Origin of the sequence: Exiguobacterium sp. UBA3968, assembly GCF_002385115.1 — a bacterium.
Lineage (GTDB): Bacteria > Bacillota > Bacilli > Exiguobacteriales > Exiguobacteriaceae > Exiguobacterium_A.
On the sequence record NZ_DGCW01000005.1, the window covers coordinates 1,109,425 to 1,129,448 of the forward strand.

Genomic DNA, 20,024 nt, shown 5'->3' on the forward strand with positions numbered 1-20,024 from the left:
ACTCAATTTGTATTAATCAGTGCCGCCATACATTCGAAGATATTCCGGTAACACTTTGACGGTAATTGGCGTATGGATGGCTTTTTCACCATCTGTATCAATGACTTTTGCTTCTTTTGTCTTTAATTGAAATCCGCTCGTCAAGATATGGGTAAAAGATGGATCATTGGCGAGACCAATTTTTTGAAGGATGACGTCCCGGATTGTCGTCAGATTTACCTCATCAACAATTACCAAATCTAGTTTTCCATCATTATAAGCTCCATCCGACAAATTCGTCTCGATTCCACCCAGTGATTCTCCATTTGCTGCCAGAATCAATACTGCTTCACCTGTCATATGACGACCTTCATCTAAAATTAATTCATATTCGAATGGTTTTGCTTCTAAACTCGAGCGAATCGTCGATAAATAATACCCCATCTTCCCAAGACGCGCTTTTTCTTCTGTATCGATCCCAATCGATGCTTCGGCGACGAGACCGACACCGAGAAAGTTCAAGAAATAGCTATCTCCGACTTGCCCAAGGTCGACTTGAACGACATGTTGCATAGCAATTGCTTCTGCTGCAAGCCGTGGCGCCATCGGTAAGCCAAGTGTTCGTGCAAAATCATTACACGTACCTCCAGGAATAATGCCAAGTATCGGGCGATTTTCTAATTTCGCTACACCATTGATCGTCTCAAAGACCGTCCCATCTCCACCGATGACGACGACAGCGTCAAACGCGGATGATTCTTCCGCAAAATGCATCGCATCTCCTGCTTGTTTTGTATTTCGAATGACGATCTCGTCGAACAACGTACTTAACGGTTCGATGACTTCTCCAAGTAATCCTGTACCATTCGTACCGGCTGTCGGGTTACTGATCAGTAATAGTTTCATTGGATGATGCCTTCCTTCTTCAAGTAATCGCGGGCGACCGCATTTGCAGTTTTTCCACCATACGCGACAGCTTCGTTCATTTTCGACATCTCTTCATCGGAAATCTTACCCGATAATTGCTCAAGCGCTTGTTTTACCTCTGGATACTCATCGATTGTCTCTTGACGAAGTAAAGGTGCTCCTTCGTACGGTGGGAATAATTGCTGATCGTCTTTTAGAACAAGCATGTCGTATTTCGCAATCTCTGGATCGGTCGAGTACGCATCAATGACATCGATTTCACCAGATTCAATCGCTTTATAACGCAATTTCGGTTCCATCGTGACGACCTTATTGAAATTGACATCATATTTATCTTGGATTCCTTTATAACCATCTTGGCGATCCTTGAATTCTAATGTAAATCCAGCCGTCAGTTGATTCGCGACCTGTTTTAAATCAGAAATCGTCTTTAAATCGTAGCGTTCCGCTAATTTCTTCGGAACGGCTACAGCATAGGTGTTGTTATAGTTCATTGGTGGCAATAAGGTCAAATCTTGTTTTTTCAGACCGGTTTTCGCCTGTTCGTATACTTCTTTTGCATCGTTTGATTTTGGTTTTTCATTCGTCAAACTAGCGAGCACCGTTCCTGTGAATTCTGGATAAGCATCAATGTCTCCTGACTCGAGTGCTTTATAAACGAATGTCGTCTTCCCGAAGTTTGGTTTGACTTGAACCTTTAAATCCGTTTCATCTTCGATGACGATTTTATACATATTCATTAAGATTTCCGGTTCCACACCCAGTTTTCCGGCAACGACGAGATCTGGTCGTTCGCTACGTCCGAATGCGAAAGGTGCGATGACGATTGCGACCATTAAGACGACTGCTGTCACGAGACGTGCCGTCTGCCGCTTACGAGTTGCGACTTCCGTTTGGCGTAGTAAACCGTCAAATAGAAGAGCAAGAAGAGCTGCTGGAATCGCACCAAGCAACAGTAGATAGTTATCATTACGGTCAATTCCAAGGAGAATGATTGACCCTAATCCACCAGCACCGATCAAGGCAGCAATCGTTGCCGTACCAATGATCAATACCATCGCCGTTCGAATTCCGGCCATCATGACAGGCAAAGCTAACGGAAGTTCGACTTTCCATAGACTTTGCATCGGGGTCATCCCACATGCGCGTGCCGCCTCTTTGATTGAAGGATCGACTTCGGCGAGACCTGTATATGTGTTTCGAACGATTGGTAATAAAGAATAGAGAACAAGTGCAATGATAGACGGGACTGTACCAATTCCGACAAGTGGAATCATCAGACCAAGTAGCGCTAATGATGGAATCGTTTGAATGACGGAAGTCACACCAATCGACCACTCACTCAGACGTTTATTCCGTGATAAGTAGATCCCAAGCGGAATGGCGATGATACATGCGATAAGTAACGAAATGACCGATAGTTGAATATGCTCAATTAACGCTTGAAGCAATTCACTTTTCCGATCTTGATACGTTTCAATCAAGCCGTTCATTCGACTTTCCCCCTAACTTGACGCATGAACTCTTGAACAAATGGATCATTACTCGCTAGTACTTCTTCCTTTGTTCCGATGAAAGCAATCTCCCCAGCATTCATCAGACAAATGCGACTGCCCAGTTTTAATGCCTCGTTCATATCGTGCGTAACGAATAAAATTGTTTTTCCAAGCTCTTCGTTTAGATGCAACAAATCATTTTGTAATTGTTCACGTGAAATTGGATCAAGGGCGGAGAAAGGTTCATCCATCAAGATGACGTCTTGCTCTGCTGCGAGCGCACGCATGACACCGACACGTTGTTGTTGCCCCCCCGAAAGTTCACTCGGGTATTTCTTCTTAAGCGATGTGTTTAAACCTGTCAGACGGAATAATTCATCGACTCGACGCGCCACCTTTTCTTTGTCCCACTTTAATAATTCTGGCACGACACTGACATTTTCTTCGATCGTCATATGTGGAAAGAGGGCAATCTGTTGTAAGACGTAACCGATTCGCCGCCGCAATTCATGTTCGTTGATTGACATGATCGGCTCACCGTCGATCCAAATTTGACCCTCTGTGTGATCGATCAATCGATTGACCATCTTCATCGTTGTTGTTTTTCCGCAACCCGATGGACCAATCAAACAAAAAATCTCACCCTGATCAACGGTGAAGTTAACGTGTTGCACCGCTTTTGTTCCATCCGCATACGTTTTGCCGACATCTTTGAACTCAATCACTCCTCATCCCTCGTTTCCCCTGTTTATTATCTTTGTAAAATTCCCCTTTCTCTCGTATTCTAAAACCTATTTTGACCAATTGATCTCTCGTTTCCTAAACAATTTGTTTTACAACCGAATACTGATTCATCTTTACTAACACAAAAAAAGACGATGGAGTTTACCCATCGTCTAGTCTCGATATTCATTTATTCGAACGTTACCGTCACTTGGCGGCGTCCCCATTCTAGTGCTTCTTGTTTTGATCCTACTAGAAGGTCCATGATTCTTCCACGAATCGCACCACCTGTATCGAGTGCGATTGCGTCACCAAAACCTTCTACATGAACTTTTGTTCCAAGCGGCACGATAGATGGATCAACAGCCACGATCCGACGACCTTCATATGTAATCGTATTCGTGACGTCATAACCTGATGCCGTTAAGGCACGACCATTATACAAGCGGCTTCCATTGTTTTCTGGATTTGTCGTATACGCTGTCGTTTCAAATGTTACCGTACGTTTTGATGAACGATCCGTCTTCACTTGCTTCCGGCTTTGCTTCGCAGCTTGTCGTGCTCTCTTTTTAGCATTTGCATTTGCTTTCTGCTCCGCTTCTGCTTTTTGTTTGGCTACGGCTTGTAATCGAGCTCGCTTTTCTGCCTCAGCTTGTTCCCGCTTTTTTTGAGCAGCTTGACGTTTCATCTCTAACGGATTTTGTACGATCGTCTTCTCTGTTCCAATCCCGATTTGTGCCGCTGAAGCTTCATGATGCGGCAAAAGAATAAATATGAATCCCGCTAAACAGAGGGATAATAGGAATGATGTTCGTTTCATGTTGGTGCCAACCTTTCTCGCCGTTTTACGACCCGCACACCGTATCACGGCGACAAACCGTTTGAAAAGCGAACACCATGATTTGAAATATATCTGTCAAAAAGTAACGAAATGGTTACACGCTTACAAAAAACGCTCTCATTCGTTGTGTAGCAACGTTTTTATATTTTGTAACCGTTCTGTTACGATTTATCTTTTGTTACTCTTTTGTAATAAATGTATCTTTTCGATGTTTTCAGTCATTTAGATTGACCTATCAATACTCCAGCCAATATCATATTTCATTATTATTCATTTTTTTGAATGAACATAAAAAAAGCACACCATAGTAGCTTGGTATGCTTTCATGTATTATTTTGTTTTACGTTCTAACAATTCGATCTCTGACTTTAACAAGACTTGTTTTTCAAATTCTAAGCCGAGTGCCTCAAAGTTTTTCGTATGGGATACATCACCGACGACCGTATTTGTCAATACAGCTGTTACTTCCGCAACCCAGCCTTCTTTTGTTTTTACCATATCACCAACGATATAATCGAATAACTCTTCTGTTTCTTCCATTTGACTCATCTCCTGACACGTTCAATTACAGTTAATCATATAAAATAACGACCAAAAAAGCTAGTCACGCGTCAATTGAGCTAAGAACTGGCGCAAGATTTTAGCGGTTAATCCCCAAATTAGATAATCCCCGTGCTCATAGAAATGCTCCGTGACTGTATACGTACGATCGAGATATGCTTCTCGATTCGCCATTCGTTCGGTCGGCACTTCCTTACCAGGGCGTATCCGCCACTCCATGTCCCCTTTGATTGGTTTAGAAGTCATCAATTCTGTCAAGGATACGAGAAAGACATGATCGACTTCTGCCGGTGAAGGATTAAAATCCGTTGCATGTAGAATACCAAGATACGGATAAATAATTGACCGGTTCGGTGTCACGAGTGGTTCGAGCGTTCCAATCACTTCAATCTCGGAAGCACTGACATTTAATTCTTCAACCGTTTCACGGATGGCTGCTGCTTTCGGTAATTCACCGATATCGATCCGACCACCCGGAAAAGCGATTTCGCCTGGTTGCGAACGTAGGGTTTTGGCTCGTACTTGAAATAACAGATAGACTTCGCCATCCTGTTCAACCAAAGGAACGAGTACGGCTGCTGCATGTCGAGGTAAACGTTCTTCTGAATCTACATAGTGTTTTCGGATATCGGCTAAGTTCACCTGCTTCATCGCCCTTCTTGTGCAACATGATGATACGCTTCTTCAAGATGGCGCATACGAACGATCAGATCCGCATTTTTAGCGATCCGGTCCGATAAAATCGATCCCGCTACCGTCTTGTAGTAGGCGTTTAAAGCGTTGCGCTTTGTCAGATGAGCCTCGTTCTGACGGATATATTCCTTAAAATTCGCAATCAATCGTTCTGTCGTAAAAAGTTGTTCGTTCACAAGTTTCATCCTTTCACACGTCGAGCGTGTCATCAATAGTTTAATGGTAACGAGTTTTGGCTAAGATGTAAATTAAGGGGGGTTATCCGTGAATAAAAAATTAGATGTCCTCATTATTGGTGCCGGACCAACCGGTTTAACACTCGCACTCGCACTCTCGCGCTATGGATTATCCTTCCGCATCGTCGAACGTGCAAGTGGACCATCTGTCGTCTCCAAAGCCATCGGCATTCAAGCACGTTCCCTTGAATTGTTCGCAAGACTTGGCGTGGCAGAAGATTTAATGGAAAATGCGATTAAAATCAATCAAGGAAACCTCTATGTTAATGGTGCATGGCAGGCAAAGCTTGATTTTACTGATTTAAATACACCTTTTCCGTTTGTTACGCTCTTGCCTCAAAGTGAGACGGAACGGATTCTCGAAGCACGACTCGCCACTTACGGACATACCGTTGAACGAGAGACGGAATTAACAGGATTCGCTCAATTCCCAACGTTCGTTACTGCTACCTTACAACATAAAGGAGAGACAGAGACGGTAGATGCTTCCTTTATCATCGGAGCTGATGGTGCGAATAGCTTTGTTCGTCGAGAACTTGGACTTCCATTTAGCGGAAAATCGTTCAAAGAGTCGTGGGCATTGGCCGATATCGAAGTCGACTGGCCACTCTCTTCCGAAGAGGTCCACATTTTCTTCTCTGATCATGGGGTCATCGAGTCTTTCCCACTTCAGTCGAATTTATTCCGCATTACGGGCAACCTAACGAGCGGACCTGTTCCGACTGATCATAAAGCGATTGATGATTTTTTACAAAATCGAGCCAAAGTACCGTTCGAGCTAAAAAAAGTCCATTGGTACTCCATGTTCCGTGTCCATAATCGAATTATCGAGAAATTTGGTCACCATCGAATTTATTTGATTGGGGATGCGGCACACATCAATTCCCCTGTCGGTGGTCAAGGAATGAATACAGGGATTGCTGATGCGATGAACCTTGCTTGGAAACTTTGGTGTGTGCATCAGTTCAAAGCGAGTTTTCCGTTGCTTGATTCTTACAGTGTCGAACGCCGCGAAGCGGCACAAGGTATCTTACGATCAACGAATTTAGCAACCGAACTCTTGCAGATCAACATTCCGTTTTTGTTGCCTCTACAAGAAAAAGTCATTCGAAATAGTCTCAAGATCGCACCCTTACATCATTTCGTGACAAATCGAATTGCTCAACTCAACAGTCACTACCCAGCAAGCCTGACCTTTGTCACGCAAGGACACTTCAGTCCATTGACACCTAAGCCGGGTGAACCGATGCCCTACAGTGAAGTCGTACATCCGCGGACGAAAAAAAATGAACTCTTGTTACGTCGCGCGGATCGAAATTTCTTATTACTGTTGTTCTTACCAAAAAACGCAACTGACGATCTTCTTGAGCCATTTAAGGAACTCGCCTATACCTATCCAGATCTATTTGAGACAGTACCCATCCATCAATCCCTTAAAGAGGATGGTGTCGTCGATCAAGGTGGCGAACTCGCACGACGCTTCGGCATTAAGCAATCCGGACTATATTTGATTCGCCCTGACGGTTATATCGCGTATCGCCAGCAAGGTTTAAAAAGTAAATCGTTCGCCCGTTATGTTGAACGTTTACTTTATGCGCGCTAACTCGGTATGATAGAAGATGAGGTGAAGGCAGATATGGATATACAACTGATTCGAACGATTTTGATCATTCTTCTGATTGTGGCATTTCTTGTCATCGTCAGTAGACGAGCGAAGGAAAATCTTCGATGGTCGCTTCTCGGAGAAGCATTCGGTGAAAAAGGAGAAGATTTATTGAAGGATGCTGCTCGACTTGAGGCAGCTGATCTAGACATTCGAGTCGAACGCGGCGTCAAGACTTCGTTTTTATTCCGACGCTTCAGTAAAGATTTAGACGATCGCGTAGCGGTGTATGTCTTAAAAGAAGACCTGGATCAAGCCGAGAACATCCTTGCGTCTTGACCAAGACGATAAATTTAAATGAAAGGCAGTGAAGCGTTCGCTTCACTGCCTTTATTCATTCCTGTTGCTGCGCGAGATAAAACGCGACTTGTTTTCGTTCTTGCTCTTGAACAGGAGAGGATTTCTTTGAAACAATGAACGCTCGCACATCTTTGAATGTATGACCCGTCGGAAATTTAATTCGTTCCGTCCGCATCTGTGGTGCATTCGGAAAAAGTGTGATGCCATGAATCGGTATGACGATCCCTTGTTTTTTTAGCGTTTTTCGAACCATTTGGACAATTCGTTTCGATTGATTAATCGGATGGGGTGAAAACACCTTTTTCCCATGCATAGGATCGCTGACATGACAGGATTCTTCCGTCATCCATTCTACGACTGCATCGTTTTGCAACACAAGAAACAACCCTTTTGGACCAATCAAAGCAAAGGGAATGATAATCGTTTCAGTTAGACGTATACGTTCAAATAACATCCAATCAAAACGACATACATGACGGATTTCATTGCAGAGCGCATCTGTTTCATGCGTCATCGTATTCACTTGCTTACTTGCAAAAAAGCGACGGCGTGGTGGTGCCGGAACAGAAGCAGTCATGACTTGTAACATGATTCATCATCCTTTGTAATATGTATTAGTAGTTATCTTAACACCGTTTTTGTATACATGACGATTCTTTCAAAAAGAAGGAAATCAAAAAAGACATTTCTGACGATTGGCAGAAATGTCTTTTTTCATTAGTCTTGATGAGGGCGACCGAAAACCGCCTTCTCAAGATTCGAAATACGACGTAACATGTCATAATTGGATGAACTCGACACTTGTGGTTCAACGTGTTCGACACGACGCTCTTCCCGTTTTTCTGGTTGAGCAGGTGCTTGTTTCAACGCCTCATTCTCTTTCTTCAGACGCTCGATTTCACGTTCGAATCCTTCATAGTCTTTAATGATTTGATCCAAGTATCCATCGACATCCTCGATGACATAGCCACGGAGGCCGGTCTTGAATTCCTTTTTGTAAATATCGTCCGCTGTCAACAATGGCTTATACATCCTCTTCACTCCCACTGATCATTGTATTGTAATTCTTGTTCGAGCCAAGATAAATCATCTTGTGTAATCAAAAATAACTGATAATCGGATTGTTCCATTTCCATTCTAGCACGCTCTACTAAAAATTTCGCTGATCCTCCATGCTCTTCATCAAAAACCGACAACAATCCTTGGCTTTTTTGGATCATGAATTCAGTTTTATTACGCAACTGCGATGGATCCGTATACGGTTTCTGACTGATTGCTTCGACAAAGTCAGCTTGTTCAAGAATCGAAAGATACTGTGCTTGGACTGGTTCTTTCCAGCGCGCTTCCTGTTCTAAAAACGGCAAGAGGATACCAAGATGAATATCTGGATACTCTTCTTTTAATTCAAGAACGACCTCGCATGCCCAGATTTCGCATCCAGGCGAGGCATTCGTAATGAACCACTCTGTTCCACGGTCTTCAATCAAGCGAATCATCCGCTCTCGGTATGCTGCCTTTAAGACCCGGATACCCGGGTGTTTTTGATCAAAGATGCCTAGTTCATTTGGTTTGTATCCTGTGATGGCGACTACTTTCACGAGTTACACTTCCTTTTTAACCGACGTTCTCGATGATCCAGTTCAGCTAATATTCGTTCTTTTTTAGTGATTAACCAATGATGCCGTTCGACGTGTTGTCGTGCTCGTTCCGTATAATCATAAGCAAGCACAGGATTTTTTGCAATGTGCTCTGCCCACTTCGCAAGTTCGAGATACCCCAAGTAACTATCGCTTTTTAAAAAGCAGTCTCTAGCTTGTTCATGGTTCTTCATTTTTTTATGCAAATACCCTTGGCGTAGCCATCCTTCTGCTGATAATTCTTTAACTTGCTGAAAATGAGCATGGGATCCTTCATGGATTCCAAGATCCGCTAACCAAATCGCGATGTTCTCTTGAATAGGAGAAGGTGCTTCCGCCCGATGTGTGACAAGACGGTTACACGCATCATACAGTCCAACGAGCGTTAAACAGTCATCTAGATGATGTTGTAAGACGCCCGTCATGATTTCCGGTTGCTGATGTTCGACATATTGGAAATAATGCATTGGTGCCAAAAAACCAGGTAGGTCACCTTCCCGCTCGAATCCAATCCGCTCTTCCATCGCTGTCAATCGATACGAGTCATACATTCCTTTAAAAATGCGCCGCGCAACATGGAGTAAATCAAGATGACCGACTTTCGGTAATCGTGGAACACGTTCCCGAACGAAAACGTGTCGTGTCTTGATTTGCGGCCAATCAAAGCTTTTTCCATTATAGGTCACGAATCGGACATCATCCCCGATATCATGCAGGAAGTGATGGTAAAAGGCAGCCTCAAAGTGCGGATGCGGTAAGAAATATTGTCGCATCAACAATCCTCCCTGCTCAAAGCGCGCAAACCCGAGTAAAAAAATCGTCGTTCCGGCTCCCCGCAATCCTGTCGTCTCCGTATCAAAGAAGATGACCTGCTCAAGTGGGACATCCAGCGCAAGTGGTGGATGAGGAAGCTGTAAAGACTCATACACTTCGGCAAAACTCCGGTCTCCATGCCGGTCCGTCAAAGCATAGCGTTTGTCGACCCTGACAATCCACTCTTGTTCGAATGTTAAGATATCCGCCCCACGATCAATCCAGGCTTGTTGCTCTTCAGTCCATCCACTTGTTGGCTTTAGCGTTTCCACTTCGAGGACAGAAGGCTCTATATTCTCCGATGAGACGTCTGATGTAGATTTCAGCATTCGTCTAAGACGATTTTTCATGATAATTCCTTCTCCATTTCTGCTAACAACTGAATCGTTCGTTCTTTCTCGTTTGCTACGCCGACCATGCCGATACAAGCAGGACAACCGTCCTGGCAAGGACATGTGACAATCGAATCACGCGCTGCGCGTAGCATGACACCGCGTTGTTTGTAGATTGATTCCGCGAGACCAACGCCTCCAGGATAACGATCATATAGATAGACGGTCGGTTGCTGCGTGTGTGTCGCCTTGACTTGCGGCACGACGAAGACATCACTAGCGTCACACATCAAATAAAGCGGAGCAACACGTCGTAAACTATTTGCGACACCTTCCAACACTTGTTCAAGCTCCGTCGAGGAGCGTGCATGATCGGGTAAGGTGAACCAGACACCTGTCGTATGAATCTCTCGTTCTGGTAAGTGAATCGGACCAGACCCGATGTTCTCATGTGTTCCGAACTTGATCTTCTTGAACATCGTCGCCATCCCCCGAACACTGACATCTCCACGCGCAACACTGTATTCTCCCTCTGCATACTGTTCATCTTCTTCGAGAACGGAAAGGTCGACTGAAAAATTAGCATCTGTATAATAATCAACGTCTACTGCACGGACGAATGCTTTTTTCTCCTCAAAATCCAAGTACTCGACTTGGTATTGATCAGCCCCATGCAAATAAATGGCCTCGTCATGTAACAACGTCATTGCACTAAAGGTATCCATCTCGCCGATGACTCGATTCGGTACCTCGGTCTGATCGACGATGATGACATTCTCTTGATCACTGGACCGTAGCGATATCCCGTGTGCTGGAAACGCGTCATTCATCCAATAAAAACGATCGCCTCGCTCGTGCAGGACACGCTCTTCGACTAAGTACTCGAGGATGTCTTCCGTCTCAAGCGTTCCAAATGATTCGCCTTTCGTAAAAGGCAGTTCAAACGCCGCACATTTGACGTGATCGACGGCAATGATCAAATTATCTGGATCAAGTCGCGCTGCTTCCGGGGATTGATTCAAGAATAACTCTGGTCGTTCCGCAACATATTGATCGAGCATACCAGATGAGGCGACAAGAATGATTAGTGCATCATCTTGCCGACGCCCCGCTCGTCCTGCTTGTTGCCAAAGTGAAGCAATCGTACCCGGATAGCCGTTCATGATACACACTTGCAGTTGACCGATGTCGACACCGAGTTCAAGAGCATTTGTCGAGACGATACCTGTGATTTCTCCTTGGCGTAACCGTCGTTCGATATCGCGACGTTCACTTGGTAAATAACCACCCCGATACCCTTCGATGGATCGAGGACCAAGCTCGTGCGGATAGATACTTCTCAGATACGTCAGTAAGACTTCGACGCGGACGCGAGACCGTGCAAAGACGATTGTCTGAAACTTGTTCTTGATGAAGCGCATCGCTAATTGTTTTGTCTCAAGTGTCGCCGAGCGTCGAATACCGAGTTGTGCGTTGACGATCGGTGGTTGATAGACGAGAAAATGTTTACGTCCTGTCGGCGCACCATTCTCATCAATTAGTCCGACTGTTTTCTCCGTTAATCGTTCGGCTAGTTCCTTTGGATTTGCAATCGTTGCACTTGTCATGATGAAGACGGGATTACTGCCATAATACCGACAAATCCGTCGTAAGCGACGAATGACATTCGCGACATGACTGCCAAAGACACCGCGATACGTATGAAGCTCATCGATGACGATATATTTTAAGTTCTCAAATAGTTCGATCCATTTTGTATGATGTGGTAAGATTCCGGAATGTAGCATATCTGGATTCGTAATGACGATGTTCCCGGCTTTTCGTACTTTTGTTCGAATCGTCGGTGACGTATCTCCGTCATATGTGAAACAACGGATTGGAGCCTCTAATTGATCGATCAGTTCGAGTAATTCACTATTTTGATCTTGTGCCAGCGCTTTTGTCGGGTACAGATACAACGCTCGTGCATTTGGATGTTCGAGCAAGTGTGATAAGACCGGTAAATTAAAACAATAGGTCTTTCCCGAGGCGGTTGGTGTGACGATGACCGTCGACTCGCCTGCTTGTACGCGTTCATACGCCAATCCTTGGTGACGGTATAACTGAGTGATGCCACGTGTCCGGAGGGCTTGGCGCAAGCGTTCCGGTAACTGTTCTGGAAAATCGACATAGCGTCCCGCTGTCGCTTCCATCGTTTTCATATACGTAATCCGCTCCATGAATGAACGGTCCTGTTTCAATTCTTCAAGAAATGCAACGAGCGTTTGTTTCGCTTGCATGCCTTCACTTCCTTCCACTTTTCATTATACAAAAAAAGAAGCAAGACCAAAGAACGATCTACTCGTCTTTGGTCTTGTCTTTCTTTACAAGTCGTGCTTATGGTGTTGTAGAATTCGTAGCGTCGTTTCCACGACCATTATTTCCATTATCATTCGAGTTGTTTCGTTCCGTTGAACCGTTCGAATTGTTTTGTGCATTCGCACCATCATTTGAATTCGGTGTATCTGTTGACGGTTCATCCGTCGTTGGTTCGTCTGTCGTTGGCTCGTCCGTCGTTGGCTCGTCCGTCGTTGGCTCTTCCGTCGTCGGCTCGTCCGTCGTCGGCTCGTCCGTCGTTGGCTCGTCCGTTGACGGTTCGTCCGTCGTTGGCTCGTCCGTTGACGGTTCGTCCGTCGTTGGCTCGTCCGTTGACGGTTCATCCGTCGTTGGTTCATCCGTCGTTGGCTCGTCCGTTGACGGTTTTTCTTCTTCAGGATCGGTGACCGTTACCGTCGTCGAGACTGGTCCCGATTTTTCTCCTGACGCTTTCGCTACGACTTGGAATATCGAGCGACCTGGCTTTAATCCACTGATACTGATTCGATTCGTCGTACTCGTTCCGACTGTCGATGATTTACCATCAGCATCTGTCATCTTTACTTCAAATGATACATTATCATACCCATTGGCACGAAGCGCAGCGTCATTGTAGTTCCAAGTCAGTTCACCGCTCTTTTTGTCTTCATCGTAAGATGCTTGTAATCCAGTCGGAGCGGGTACCGTCTTTTTTTCAACGACAGGTTCCTTCGTCCCTTTCACGTATAATTCGTTTCCGATACTGAGGACAGAACTTGGTTGTTCAAATGGCGCTGGCGTTCGATCGCGTGTTTTCGTGATGAAATCTTTCCAGATTTGCTGTGCCATCGTACTGTTATACGGACCACTGAGTCCGGATCCATTGTTGTTTCCTGATTTCGTTGTTCCTGTCCAGACACTGATCGAGACATCAGATGTATATCCTGCAAACCAGACATCTTTATAAGCATTAGTTGTCCCTGTCTTACCGGCTGCATCAAACGACAACCCAGCACTTGGGAACGTACCGCCTGGTTTCAAGACATCACGAAGCATATCCGTCAACATATAAGCTGTGTAGTCTTCCATCGCCTTTTTCGATTTGATTGGTGACTTGATTTTAGATCCGTCACTGTACTCAATCGATTTAATGACGTGCGGTTTGATATAATCGCCCCCATTACCCAGTGTTGCATAAGCTCCTGCCATCTGAGTCGTATTAAAACCATGCTTCATCCCACCAATTGCATAAGCTGGTGAAATCGACTCATCGTCTTTCATTTTCAAGCCAGACTTTTCAGCGAATGCTTCGACTGCATCCCCACCAATTTCTTGGAACGTTTGAATGGCAGGTGTGTTAGCCGAGATTTTCAACCAATGACGAATCGTATTCGTACCACGATATCCATCATAATAGTTTCCAATCTCTTTTCCGTTGACTTCTGTCGGCTTATCCGTCAATTGTTTCGCAGTCGACCATTTGTCATTTTCGATGGCCGGACCGTATGCAAAGAATGGTTTTGCGGATGATCCCGGTTGATGGGGTTCATTTGCATAGTTTCGTCGCGCTGTTCCTTTACCTGGATTTTTACCATCGACGACTGCAAGAACTTCTCCGGTTTGCGTATTAATTGCCGTAGCAGCCGTTTCAGCATATTCCGGTAATTGAACGATTTGATCTTTTTTGATCGCTTCGTTCATATAGTCATGCATCGGCTTATCAATCGACGTATAGATCTTTAACCCTTGACCATAGATATCTTTTCCTTCTAGACCAAAATCATCTTCTAACTCTTTTGATACCATGTCGAAGATGACACTATCATATGATTCATCCTTCGTTGACTTCGGCGCCGGATTGATTAATTTCGAAATTGGTTGTTTGACCGCTTTATCTCGTTGCGCTTTTGTAATGACGCCTGTCGTTTGCATCGCATTGAGGACTTGTGTCTGACGCCATTTCGTTAGCTTCGGATCTCCTTTGATTGGATCATAAGCTGTCGGACGTTGCGGTAATCCCGCGAGCATTGCAGCTTCCGCATAATTCAACTTATCAACTGATTTATTGAAATAGGCTTTTGAAGCGGTCTGGATGCCAAATGAGTTTTGACCATAGTAGTTTTTATTCAAGTACATCTCTAAAATCTGATCTTTCGTATAATCCTGCTCTAAGCGGATCGCAAGCCATTGCTCTTGGACTTTCCGTGTGATTGTTTTATCAAAGCTGAGGAATGATTGTTTAACGACCTGTTGCGTAATCGTCGAAGCGCCTTCAGAACCAAATCCATCAGTGACGTTCGCGATGATGGCACCTCCGAGACGGCGGAAATCAATCCCGTTATGCTGATAAAAACGACGGTCCTCGATCGAGATGAATGCGTCCTTGACGACTTCTGGTACTTCATCGATCGACACATATTCTCGGCTCGTTCCACCTTTTGTGATTTCCTCTTTATTACTTGCATAAATCTTTAACGGTAAAGCATCACGAAGCTCTGCTTCATCAAGCTCAGGTGCCGTAGCAATCGCATAAGCCGCAAATCCGCCTCCGATCAACATCATCAAGATGAATAATCCGGTAGCAATCAACAATAACTTTTTCCAGAGTGGACCTTTCCCACCGGATCCTCCACCTGATTTTTTCTTTTGGGGACGTTTCGTCCGTTTCATCTTTTTCTCAGATGACTTCGTCTCTTCACGACGTGCGACACGACTTCTTTCCATATGCTATCCTTCTCCTTCAATCAAAAAGTGTCTGAATTGAAATATAGTTCGTCCACTGCCTTTAAATAATCGATAGCAGGGTACGCGCCAGTCTCGACTTTGATACCGTCTCGTTCGATGATCGTCAGCGGAATGGATTTCCGTCCGCTTTCGAGTTGATCCCACCAGGGGAACACGTGCTCGACTGAAAGCACATATTGCACATTATACAGACTGAATCGAATGATGACAAAACAAATTCCTCCATGTTCGACACATTGACGCATGTGTGCGATTTGATGGGAATGAAAATTTTTTATCGGGAAGGACGTTTTATTTGTCGTCTCCTTCGCTTCGAAATCAATATATTTTCCGCGGTAGACACCATTATAATCGGTCGTCGATGGTTGCTTAAAATAAGCTTCTTTGACGACAGCTGCAGATCGCTTTGGATAATCCACTTGAACGATTTGTAACGGAGTGGGTTTCTTGTGAATGATTGCCCGATTATGAGTCAGATAAAACGTATTACTTTCATTCAATAATTTTTCGAGCGTCATCCCACGATTTGAAAAGGTTGAATCGGTTGATCGTGCCTTCTTGATTCGGGTTCCGTGCGACTCGAGTGGCTTTTGAAATTTTTTCCCATTCGGGTAATTCAAAACGATTCCCCTCCTATCGCGTTTATTGTACCATGATATGTGATTGTACCGTATCGGCCGAGAGGAGTAGTTAAAAACCAATGACAATTGAACCGTTATTACAAGAGATTGAACGTATATATCAAGAAGGACGTGCCGGAACCGAATATGACTTCAATCGAGACGTCGTACCGTTCGTCGAACGAGCAGATCAACTGATTGCGCAGTGGCAAACGAATGCCCAAGATAGTCCTTACTTACGTCCGAGCATGGTCGAAAGTGCTGTGGATCAACTGAAGCAGATTTCTGTCCAAGCCTTTCAGCCAAAGACGAGTCTGAAACGTTTCAATGAAACGATTAAATCCGTCCGCTATATCGATCGATTGATGAATGGCGAAGAATAATAATTAAAAACAGGAATTATCTTCCTTGAGTCGAACACCTAATCTATAAGGGAATGTTTCACCGGTTTCACTTGCCAGGCTATAGCTTTTCAGTCGCCTAGCGTGTAAAGTGGCATCAAGAGCATTTCTTTCTTAAAGACTGTGTAATTATCGTGCAATTGGAGGAGATTCATTTGAACAAACGGGTACAATCGAACGTCAAAGGCGTTGATGTCAAAGGATTTCCTAAGAACTCAACCCCTGCCCCGAAGAAATACATCATGTTCGTTGACGAGACGGGAACACCTAAGGGGAATACACAATTCAATCTAACAGGTGTCTTGATGGAATATAAATATGCCATCGATTCGGATGAGACGGGCGAACCGAGTCCGCTTCGTCAACGTTTGATGGACTTCAAGGCAAAAGTCTTTGAGGATCCACATATTCCGCTTCATCTCAAAGAAATTTTAAAAGCCGAACATCCATATGGAAAAGAAGACGGGATCACGATCGATATGTTGCGTCACTTCTGGATTGCCTTACCGGAATTTTTAGTCGATATCGATTGTACGATCGTCAGTGTCGAAGTCGATAAACAGAAGCTGCAAGACTTCTTCTCGACACCGAAGGATCCGTATGTCGTTGCCTTCGCTCATCTGATGAAATCGTTCTATTCCTTCCTTGATGAGACAGAAGCGACGAGTGCACGTGTTGTGCTTGAAAGTCGTGATGATTATCAGAACTTGCTGATTCAAAAGGCATTCTTCGATATCTTCAATTCAGGAACGGTCCATCTCGACGTTGAAAAAAGCCGTCAAAAAATCAAGGGCTTCATCTTTGCTGAAAAAGACAGCGACCTCTACCAATCTGGTCTTGAGATTGCCGATTTGGTCTGCTTACCTTTGTCCCGCGTCCGTCGTGGTGTCATCGAGGTAAAACCACGGTTTGTCCATTATGGGGACGAAAACCGGATTTTTAAAGCCATCAAAGATAAAATTTACATTCGCCGCGATAGCCCGGACCAAGATTTCCGAAACTGGGGTTTCAAAAAAGTACCGATCACGAAAAAGCGTCGTGAATGGTCCGATACCCCTTGGAATGGTTGATGACTCAAAAAAAGTGGATCCGATAGGGATCCACTTTTTTATGGTGTCGCTAATCCTTTTGTCCGCTTTTTCCCTTCTCGACACATGTCGAGTAACGGGCAAGCTTCACAGTTCGGACGTTGCGCCTTACAGTGATAACGTCCAAAGAAGATGAATTGATGATGGAGTTTTGACCAACGTTCTCGTTTGAAACGGCGCATGAGTGTCGCTTCAACCTGTGTGACATTATCCTTCCACCGACAGATTCCGAGACGTTTCGAGACGCGCTCGACATGTGTATCAACCGCAAATGCCGGGACGTCGAAGGCGACAGACAAGACGACGTTCGCCGTTTTACGCCCGACACCAGGTAATGCTTCAAGTCCGGCTCGTTCCGTCGGGACTTCACCGTCGTGTTGCGCAAGGAGTTGTGCTGCCAGTGCCTTGATGTTTTTTGCTTTATTCCGGTATAATCCAAGTCGTTTGATCTTGTCCTCGATTTCCTCAACCGGCGCCGCAGCAAGTGAAGCAGGATCCGGATACGCAGCAAATAATCCAGGCGTCACCTGATTGACGAGTACGTCGGTCGCTTGCGCACTCAGTGCGACCGCGACGACCAGTTCAAACGGATTGCGGTGAATCAACTCGCAAAATGCATCCGGAAACATCTCTTCTAACGTCGCTTCAATCCGATCGATTTCTGCTTTCCGTAACATCTACTCAGCCTCCTCGCCCGGCAAGATCCTCAAGTGTCTTGATGCCTTCGCGTTCCCACGTTCGTAAAATTTGATTGATATAGGTCATCTTGCGAACGTTATGATAGACCGCTTCTCGAAGTGCAGCGAGCACGAGCTCTTCCGAAATATTTTCGATCGTCAACCACTGAATGATTTGCTCCATCTGAAACGGTGACATCATGCCCAGTTCCCGCTCGAATTGTTGGAAGACGGATGGGTTGATCGTATCAAAGTTCGGTGCTTCCTGTTCCGGTGGTGCCATCAGTTTTTCGTAAAGCGGCACAAGCGAATAACGTTCTGATCCGTTGACGTTCTCCATCGCTAGTAATCCTTTTTGTAATAAACCGAGTGTCGTCTCGATTGTTTCCGTCTCGGATAGTCCAAGTCGATTACTTAACTCTTCCGGTGACGGCATCTCCATGCCCTCTGCCCGACAGGCAAACAATTGACCAATCAACGTGAACTCGACAAAACTGATGCCTAACCGTTTTGCCTCGGTGAACAATCGTTTCGGTAAGACGACCGTCCCTTCCTCGAATAATTGCACTAAATTATGATTCATCGTAATTCCTCGATTCTCTAGTCTAAACAAGAAATCGACCCGTCGAGACGATGGGTCGATGTTTTTCCTTACTGCTTATGGATAGAGGCGGTTCAGCAGACGTGGGAACGGAATCGTTTCCCGAACGTGCTCGACGCCTGTAATCCAAGCAACTGTCCGCTCTAAACCAAGACCGAAGCCACTGTGTGGAACAGAACCGTATTGACGTGTTTCAAGATACCATTTATAGGCACCCGTCTCATCAAGACCATGTTTCTTCATCTCAGCGAGAAGTTTGTCATGATCTTCTTCACGTTGTGAACCACCGACGATTTCCCCGTATCCTTCAGGGGCAATCAAATCATCACATAAAACGAAGTCTGGATTTTCCGGATCTTCTTTCATGTAGAACGGCTTAATTGCTTTTGGCCAATGCGTGATGAAGACAGGGCGCGCAAAGCTGTTTGCGATTGCTGTCTCATGTGGTGCACCAAAATCATCCCCGAATTCGATATCGTCGAATCCTTGCTCTTTGAGCATGTCGATTGCTTCTGTATACTTGACGCGTGGGAACGGTGCTTTAATGTTTTCAAGGACCGTCAAGTCACGTCCAAGCAACTCAAGCTCCGCACGGCAGTTCTTCAGTGCCGATTGCACGAGGTGCGAGACGTAATTTTCTTGGACTTCGAGGTTCATCTCGTGATCGTGGAATGCCATCTCTGGCTCCATCATCCAGAATTCGATCAAGTGACGACGTGTTTTTGATTTTTCAGCACGGAACGTCGGACCGAACGAGAAGACCTTTCCAAGTGCCATTGCTGCCGCTTCCATGTAGAGCTGACCAGATTGTGAAAGGTATGCATCTTCATCGAAATATTTCGTATGGAACAATTCTGTTGTTCCTTCTGGCGCACTACCTGTTAAGATTGGCGGATCCACTTTGATGAATCCTTCTTGGTTGAAAAATTCGTACGTCGCACGAATCAATTCATTCCGAACGACCATGACCGCATGCTGACGCTTTGAACGTAACCAGAGGTGACGGTTATCCATCAAGAAATCCGTTCCGTGTGCTTTTGGTGTAATCGGATAATCGATCGCTTCATGGATGACTTCGATTTTTGAAATTTCCATTTCATGACCGATCGCTGTCCGACCGCCATCTGATTTGATGACACCTGTTACCCAAAGTGACGATTCCTGTGTTAAGCCTTTTGCTTGTTTAAATAAGTTTTCGCCGACCGTTTCTTTAACGACGACACCCTGCATGAATCCAGAGCCATCCCGAAGTTGGAGGAAGGCGATTTTACCACTCGAGCGTTTGTTTGCTAACCAACACCCAATCGTCACTTCTTCTCCTACATATTTATTTACATCCCGAATCATTGTTTTCAAC

Annotated in this window: 21 protein-coding genes; 4 read left to right on the forward strand and 17 right to left on the reverse strand. The window is 44.9% G+C overall.

Annotation, left to right across the window (positions count from 1 at the left end):
• Positions 1-12: 12 nt before the first annotated feature.
• The 7 genes from B3S86_RS07595 to yvfG all read right to left on the reverse strand — a co-directional run bounded on the left by B3S86_RS07595 (position 13) and on the right by yvfG (position 5,396).
• Positions 13-885 (reverse strand): diacylglycerol/lipid kinase family protein, encoded by an 873-nt coding sequence (locus B3S86_RS07595; RefSeq protein WP_035407293.1) that lies wholly within the window; start codon positions 883-885, stop codon positions 13-15.
• The gene (locus tag B3S86_RS07600; RefSeq protein ID WP_056062137.1) at positions 882-2,399 is read right to left on the reverse strand and encodes an ABC transporter permease/substrate-binding protein; all 1,518 of its coding nucleotides are present in this window, start codon (positions 2,397-2,399) and stop codon (positions 882-884) included. The genes B3S86_RS07595 and B3S86_RS07600 overlap by 4 nt, the downstream gene beginning before the upstream one ends.
• On the reverse strand, positions 2,396-3,127 hold the full coding sequence (locus tag B3S86_RS07605) for an ABC transporter ATP-binding protein (protein WP_035407287.1): 732 nt from the start codon (positions 3,125-3,127) through the stop codon (positions 2,396-2,398). The genes B3S86_RS07600 and B3S86_RS07605 overlap by 4 nt, the downstream gene beginning before the upstream one ends.
• Positions 3,128-3,315: 188 nt before the next feature.
• Positions 3,316-3,945 carry a 3D domain-containing protein gene (locus tag B3S86_RS07610; protein ID WP_290751148.1) on the reverse strand — a complete coding sequence of 210 codons (630 nt, stop codon included), beginning with the start codon at positions 3,943-3,945 and terminating at the stop codon, positions 3,316-3,318.
• Positions 3,946-4,296: 351 nt separating this feature from the next.
• On the reverse strand, positions 4,297-4,506 hold the full coding sequence (locus B3S86_RS07615) for a hypothetical protein (RefSeq protein WP_023468601.1): 210 nt from the start codon (positions 4,504-4,506) through the stop codon (positions 4,297-4,299).
• Positions 4,507-4,566: 60 nt separating this feature from the next.
• Positions 4,567-5,178, reverse strand: a complete 612-nt coding sequence (locus B3S86_RS07620) for an NUDIX hydrolase (RefSeq protein WP_035407281.1) — start codon at positions 5,176-5,178, stop codon at positions 4,567-4,569.
• Positions 5,175-5,396, reverse strand: coding sequence for a protein YvfG (yvfG, locus tag B3S86_RS07625; protein ID WP_035407279.1), 222 nt, complete (start codon positions 5,394-5,396; stop codon positions 5,175-5,177). The genes B3S86_RS07620 and yvfG overlap by 4 nt, the downstream gene beginning before the upstream one ends.
• 88 nt (positions 5,397-5,484) lie before the next feature.
• On the opposite strand from yvfG, the gene B3S86_RS07630 reads away from it, so the two are divergent.
• Both B3S86_RS07630 and B3S86_RS07635 read left to right on the forward strand, forming a co-directional pair.
• Positions 5,485-7,059, forward strand: a complete 1,575-nt coding sequence (locus B3S86_RS07630) for an FAD-dependent monooxygenase (protein WP_035407276.1) — start codon at positions 5,485-5,487, stop codon at positions 7,057-7,059.
• Between the two features lie 33 nt (positions 7,060-7,092).
• Complete coding sequence (locus tag B3S86_RS07635; RefSeq protein ID WP_290751159.1) at positions 7,093-7,398, forward strand: hypothetical protein; 306 nt, start codon at positions 7,093-7,095, stop codon at positions 7,396-7,398.
• A gap of 55 nt (positions 7,399-7,453) precedes the next feature.
• On the opposite strand, the gene B3S86_RS07640 is transcribed toward B3S86_RS07635, so the two are convergent.
• The 7 genes from B3S86_RS07640 to recU all read right to left on the reverse strand — a co-directional run bounded on the left by B3S86_RS07640 (position 7,454) and on the right by recU (position 15,906).
• A complete protein-coding gene (locus B3S86_RS07640; protein ID WP_290751162.1) occupies positions 7,454-8,008 on the reverse strand; it encodes a nuclease-related domain-containing protein in 555 nt (184 codons plus the stop codon).
• A gap of 128 nt (positions 8,009-8,136) precedes the next feature.
• A complete protein-coding gene (gpsB, locus tag B3S86_RS07645) occupies positions 8,137-8,451 on the reverse strand; it encodes a cell division regulator GpsB (RefSeq protein ID WP_035407267.1) in 315 nt (104 codons plus the stop codon).
• Between the two features lie 5 nt (positions 8,452-8,456).
• The gene (locus tag B3S86_RS07650; protein ID WP_035407264.1) at positions 8,457-9,017 is read right to left on the reverse strand and encodes an SLOG family protein; all 561 of its coding nucleotides are present in this window, start codon (positions 9,015-9,017) and stop codon (positions 8,457-8,459) included.
• The gene (locus B3S86_RS07655; RefSeq protein ID WP_035407260.1) at positions 9,014-10,219 is read right to left on the reverse strand and encodes a ribonuclease H-like domain-containing protein; all 1,206 of its coding nucleotides are present in this window, start codon (positions 10,217-10,219) and stop codon (positions 9,014-9,016) included. The genes B3S86_RS07650 and B3S86_RS07655 overlap by 4 nt, the downstream gene beginning before the upstream one ends.
• Complete coding sequence (locus B3S86_RS07660; RefSeq protein ID WP_290751172.1) at positions 10,216-12,480, reverse strand: DEAD/DEAH box helicase; 2,265 nt, start codon at positions 12,478-12,480, stop codon at positions 10,216-10,218. The genes B3S86_RS07655 and B3S86_RS07660 overlap by 4 nt, the downstream gene beginning before the upstream one ends.
• A gap of 97 nt (positions 12,481-12,577) precedes the next feature.
• Positions 12,578-15,259, reverse strand: coding sequence for a PBP1A family penicillin-binding protein (locus B3S86_RS07665; RefSeq protein ID WP_290751175.1), 2,682 nt, complete (start codon positions 15,257-15,259; stop codon positions 12,578-12,580).
• 20 nt (positions 15,260-15,279) lie between these two features.
• Positions 15,280-15,906 carry a Holliday junction resolvase RecU gene (gene recU, locus B3S86_RS07670; RefSeq protein WP_290753241.1) on the reverse strand — a complete coding sequence of 209 codons (627 nt, stop codon included), beginning with the start codon at positions 15,904-15,906 and terminating at the stop codon, positions 15,280-15,282.
• A 74-nt stretch (positions 15,907-15,980) separates the two neighbouring features.
• Here recU and B3S86_RS07675 point away from each other — a divergent pair, with 74 nt between their 5' ends.
• Both B3S86_RS07675 and B3S86_RS07680 read left to right on the forward strand, forming a co-directional pair.
• Entirely contained in the window at positions 15,981-16,283 is a 303-nt protein-coding gene (locus tag B3S86_RS07675; RefSeq protein WP_023468613.1) for a DUF1798 family protein, read from the forward strand.
• Positions 16,284-16,456: 173 nt separating this feature from the next.
• Positions 16,457-17,371 (forward strand): DUF3800 domain-containing protein, encoded by a 915-nt coding sequence (locus B3S86_RS07680; RefSeq protein WP_023468614.1) that lies wholly within the window; start codon positions 16,457-16,459, stop codon positions 17,369-17,371.
• Positions 17,372-17,409: 38 nt separating this feature from the next.
• On the opposite strand, the gene nth is transcribed toward B3S86_RS07680, so the two are convergent.
• The 3 genes from nth to asnS all read right to left on the reverse strand — a co-directional run bounded on the left by nth (position 17,410) and on the right by asnS (position 20,023).
• The gene (gene nth / locus B3S86_RS07685; RefSeq protein WP_023468615.1) at positions 17,410-18,066 is read right to left on the reverse strand and encodes an endonuclease III; all 657 of its coding nucleotides are present in this window, start codon (positions 18,064-18,066) and stop codon (positions 17,410-17,412) included.
• A gap of 4 nt (positions 18,067-18,070) precedes the next feature.
• Positions 18,071-18,649: a DnaD domain-containing protein gene (locus B3S86_RS07690; RefSeq protein ID WP_023468616.1), complete on the reverse strand. Its 579-nt coding sequence runs from the start codon at positions 18,647-18,649 to the stop codon at positions 18,071-18,073.
• Between the two features lie 75 nt (positions 18,650-18,724).
• On the reverse strand, positions 18,725-20,023 hold the full coding sequence (asnS, locus tag B3S86_RS07695) for an asparagine--tRNA ligase (RefSeq protein WP_290751179.1): 1,299 nt from the start codon (positions 20,021-20,023) through the stop codon (positions 18,725-18,727).
• Position 20,024: the final 1 nt, after the last annotated feature.

Excerpts from the sequence above, each read along its gene's own strand:
- B3S86_RS07640 (WP_290751162.1), bottom strand. The coding sequence starts at position 8,008 with ATGTTACAAGTCATGACTGCTTCTGTTCCGGCACCACCACGCCGTCGC.
- B3S86_RS07660 (WP_290751172.1), bottom strand. The coding sequence starts at position 12,480 with ATGCAAGCGAAACAAACGCTCGTTGCATTTCTTGAAGAATTGAAACAG.
- B3S86_RS07610 (WP_290751148.1), bottom strand. The coding sequence starts at position 3,945 with ATGAAACGAACATCATTCCTATTATCCCTCTGTTTAGCGGGATTCATA.
- B3S86_RS07675 (WP_023468613.1), top strand. The coding sequence starts at position 15,981 with ATGACAATTGAACCGTTATTACAAGAGATTGAACGTATATATCAAGAA.
- B3S86_RS07600 (WP_056062137.1), bottom strand. The coding sequence starts at position 2,399 with ATGAACGGCTTGATTGAAACGTATCAAGATCGGAAAAGTGAATTGCTT.
- B3S86_RS07690 (WP_023468616.1), bottom strand. The coding sequence starts at position 18,649 with ATGAATCATAATTTAGTGCAATTATTCGAGGAAGGGACGGTCGTCTTA.
- nth (WP_023468615.1), bottom strand. The coding sequence starts at position 18,066 with ATGTTACGGAAAGCAGAAATCGATCGGATTGAAGCGACGTTAGAAGAG.
- gpsB (WP_035407267.1), bottom strand. The coding sequence starts at position 8,451 with ATGTATAAGCCATTGTTGACAGCGGACGATATTTACAAAAAGGAATTC.
- B3S86_RS07635 (WP_290751159.1), top strand. The coding sequence starts at position 7,093 with ATGGATATACAACTGATTCGAACGATTTTGATCATTCTTCTGATTGTG.
- B3S86_RS07620 (WP_035407281.1), bottom strand. The coding sequence starts at position 5,178 with ATGAAGCAGGTGAACTTAGCCGATATCCGAAAACACTATGTAGATTCA.
- B3S86_RS07655 (WP_035407260.1), bottom strand. The coding sequence starts at position 10,219 with ATGAAAAATCGTCTTAGACGAATGCTGAAATCTACATCAGACGTCTCA.
- B3S86_RS07595 (WP_035407293.1), bottom strand. The coding sequence starts at position 885 with ATGAAACTATTACTGATCAGTAACCCGACAGCCGGTACGAATGGTACA.
- B3S86_RS07665 (WP_290751175.1), bottom strand. The coding sequence starts at position 15,259 with ATGGAAAGAAGTCGTGTCGCACGTCGTGAAGAGACGAAGTCATCTGAG.
- B3S86_RS07615 (WP_023468601.1), bottom strand. The coding sequence starts at position 4,506 with ATGGAAGAAACAGAAGAGTTATTCGATTATATCGTTGGTGATATGGTA.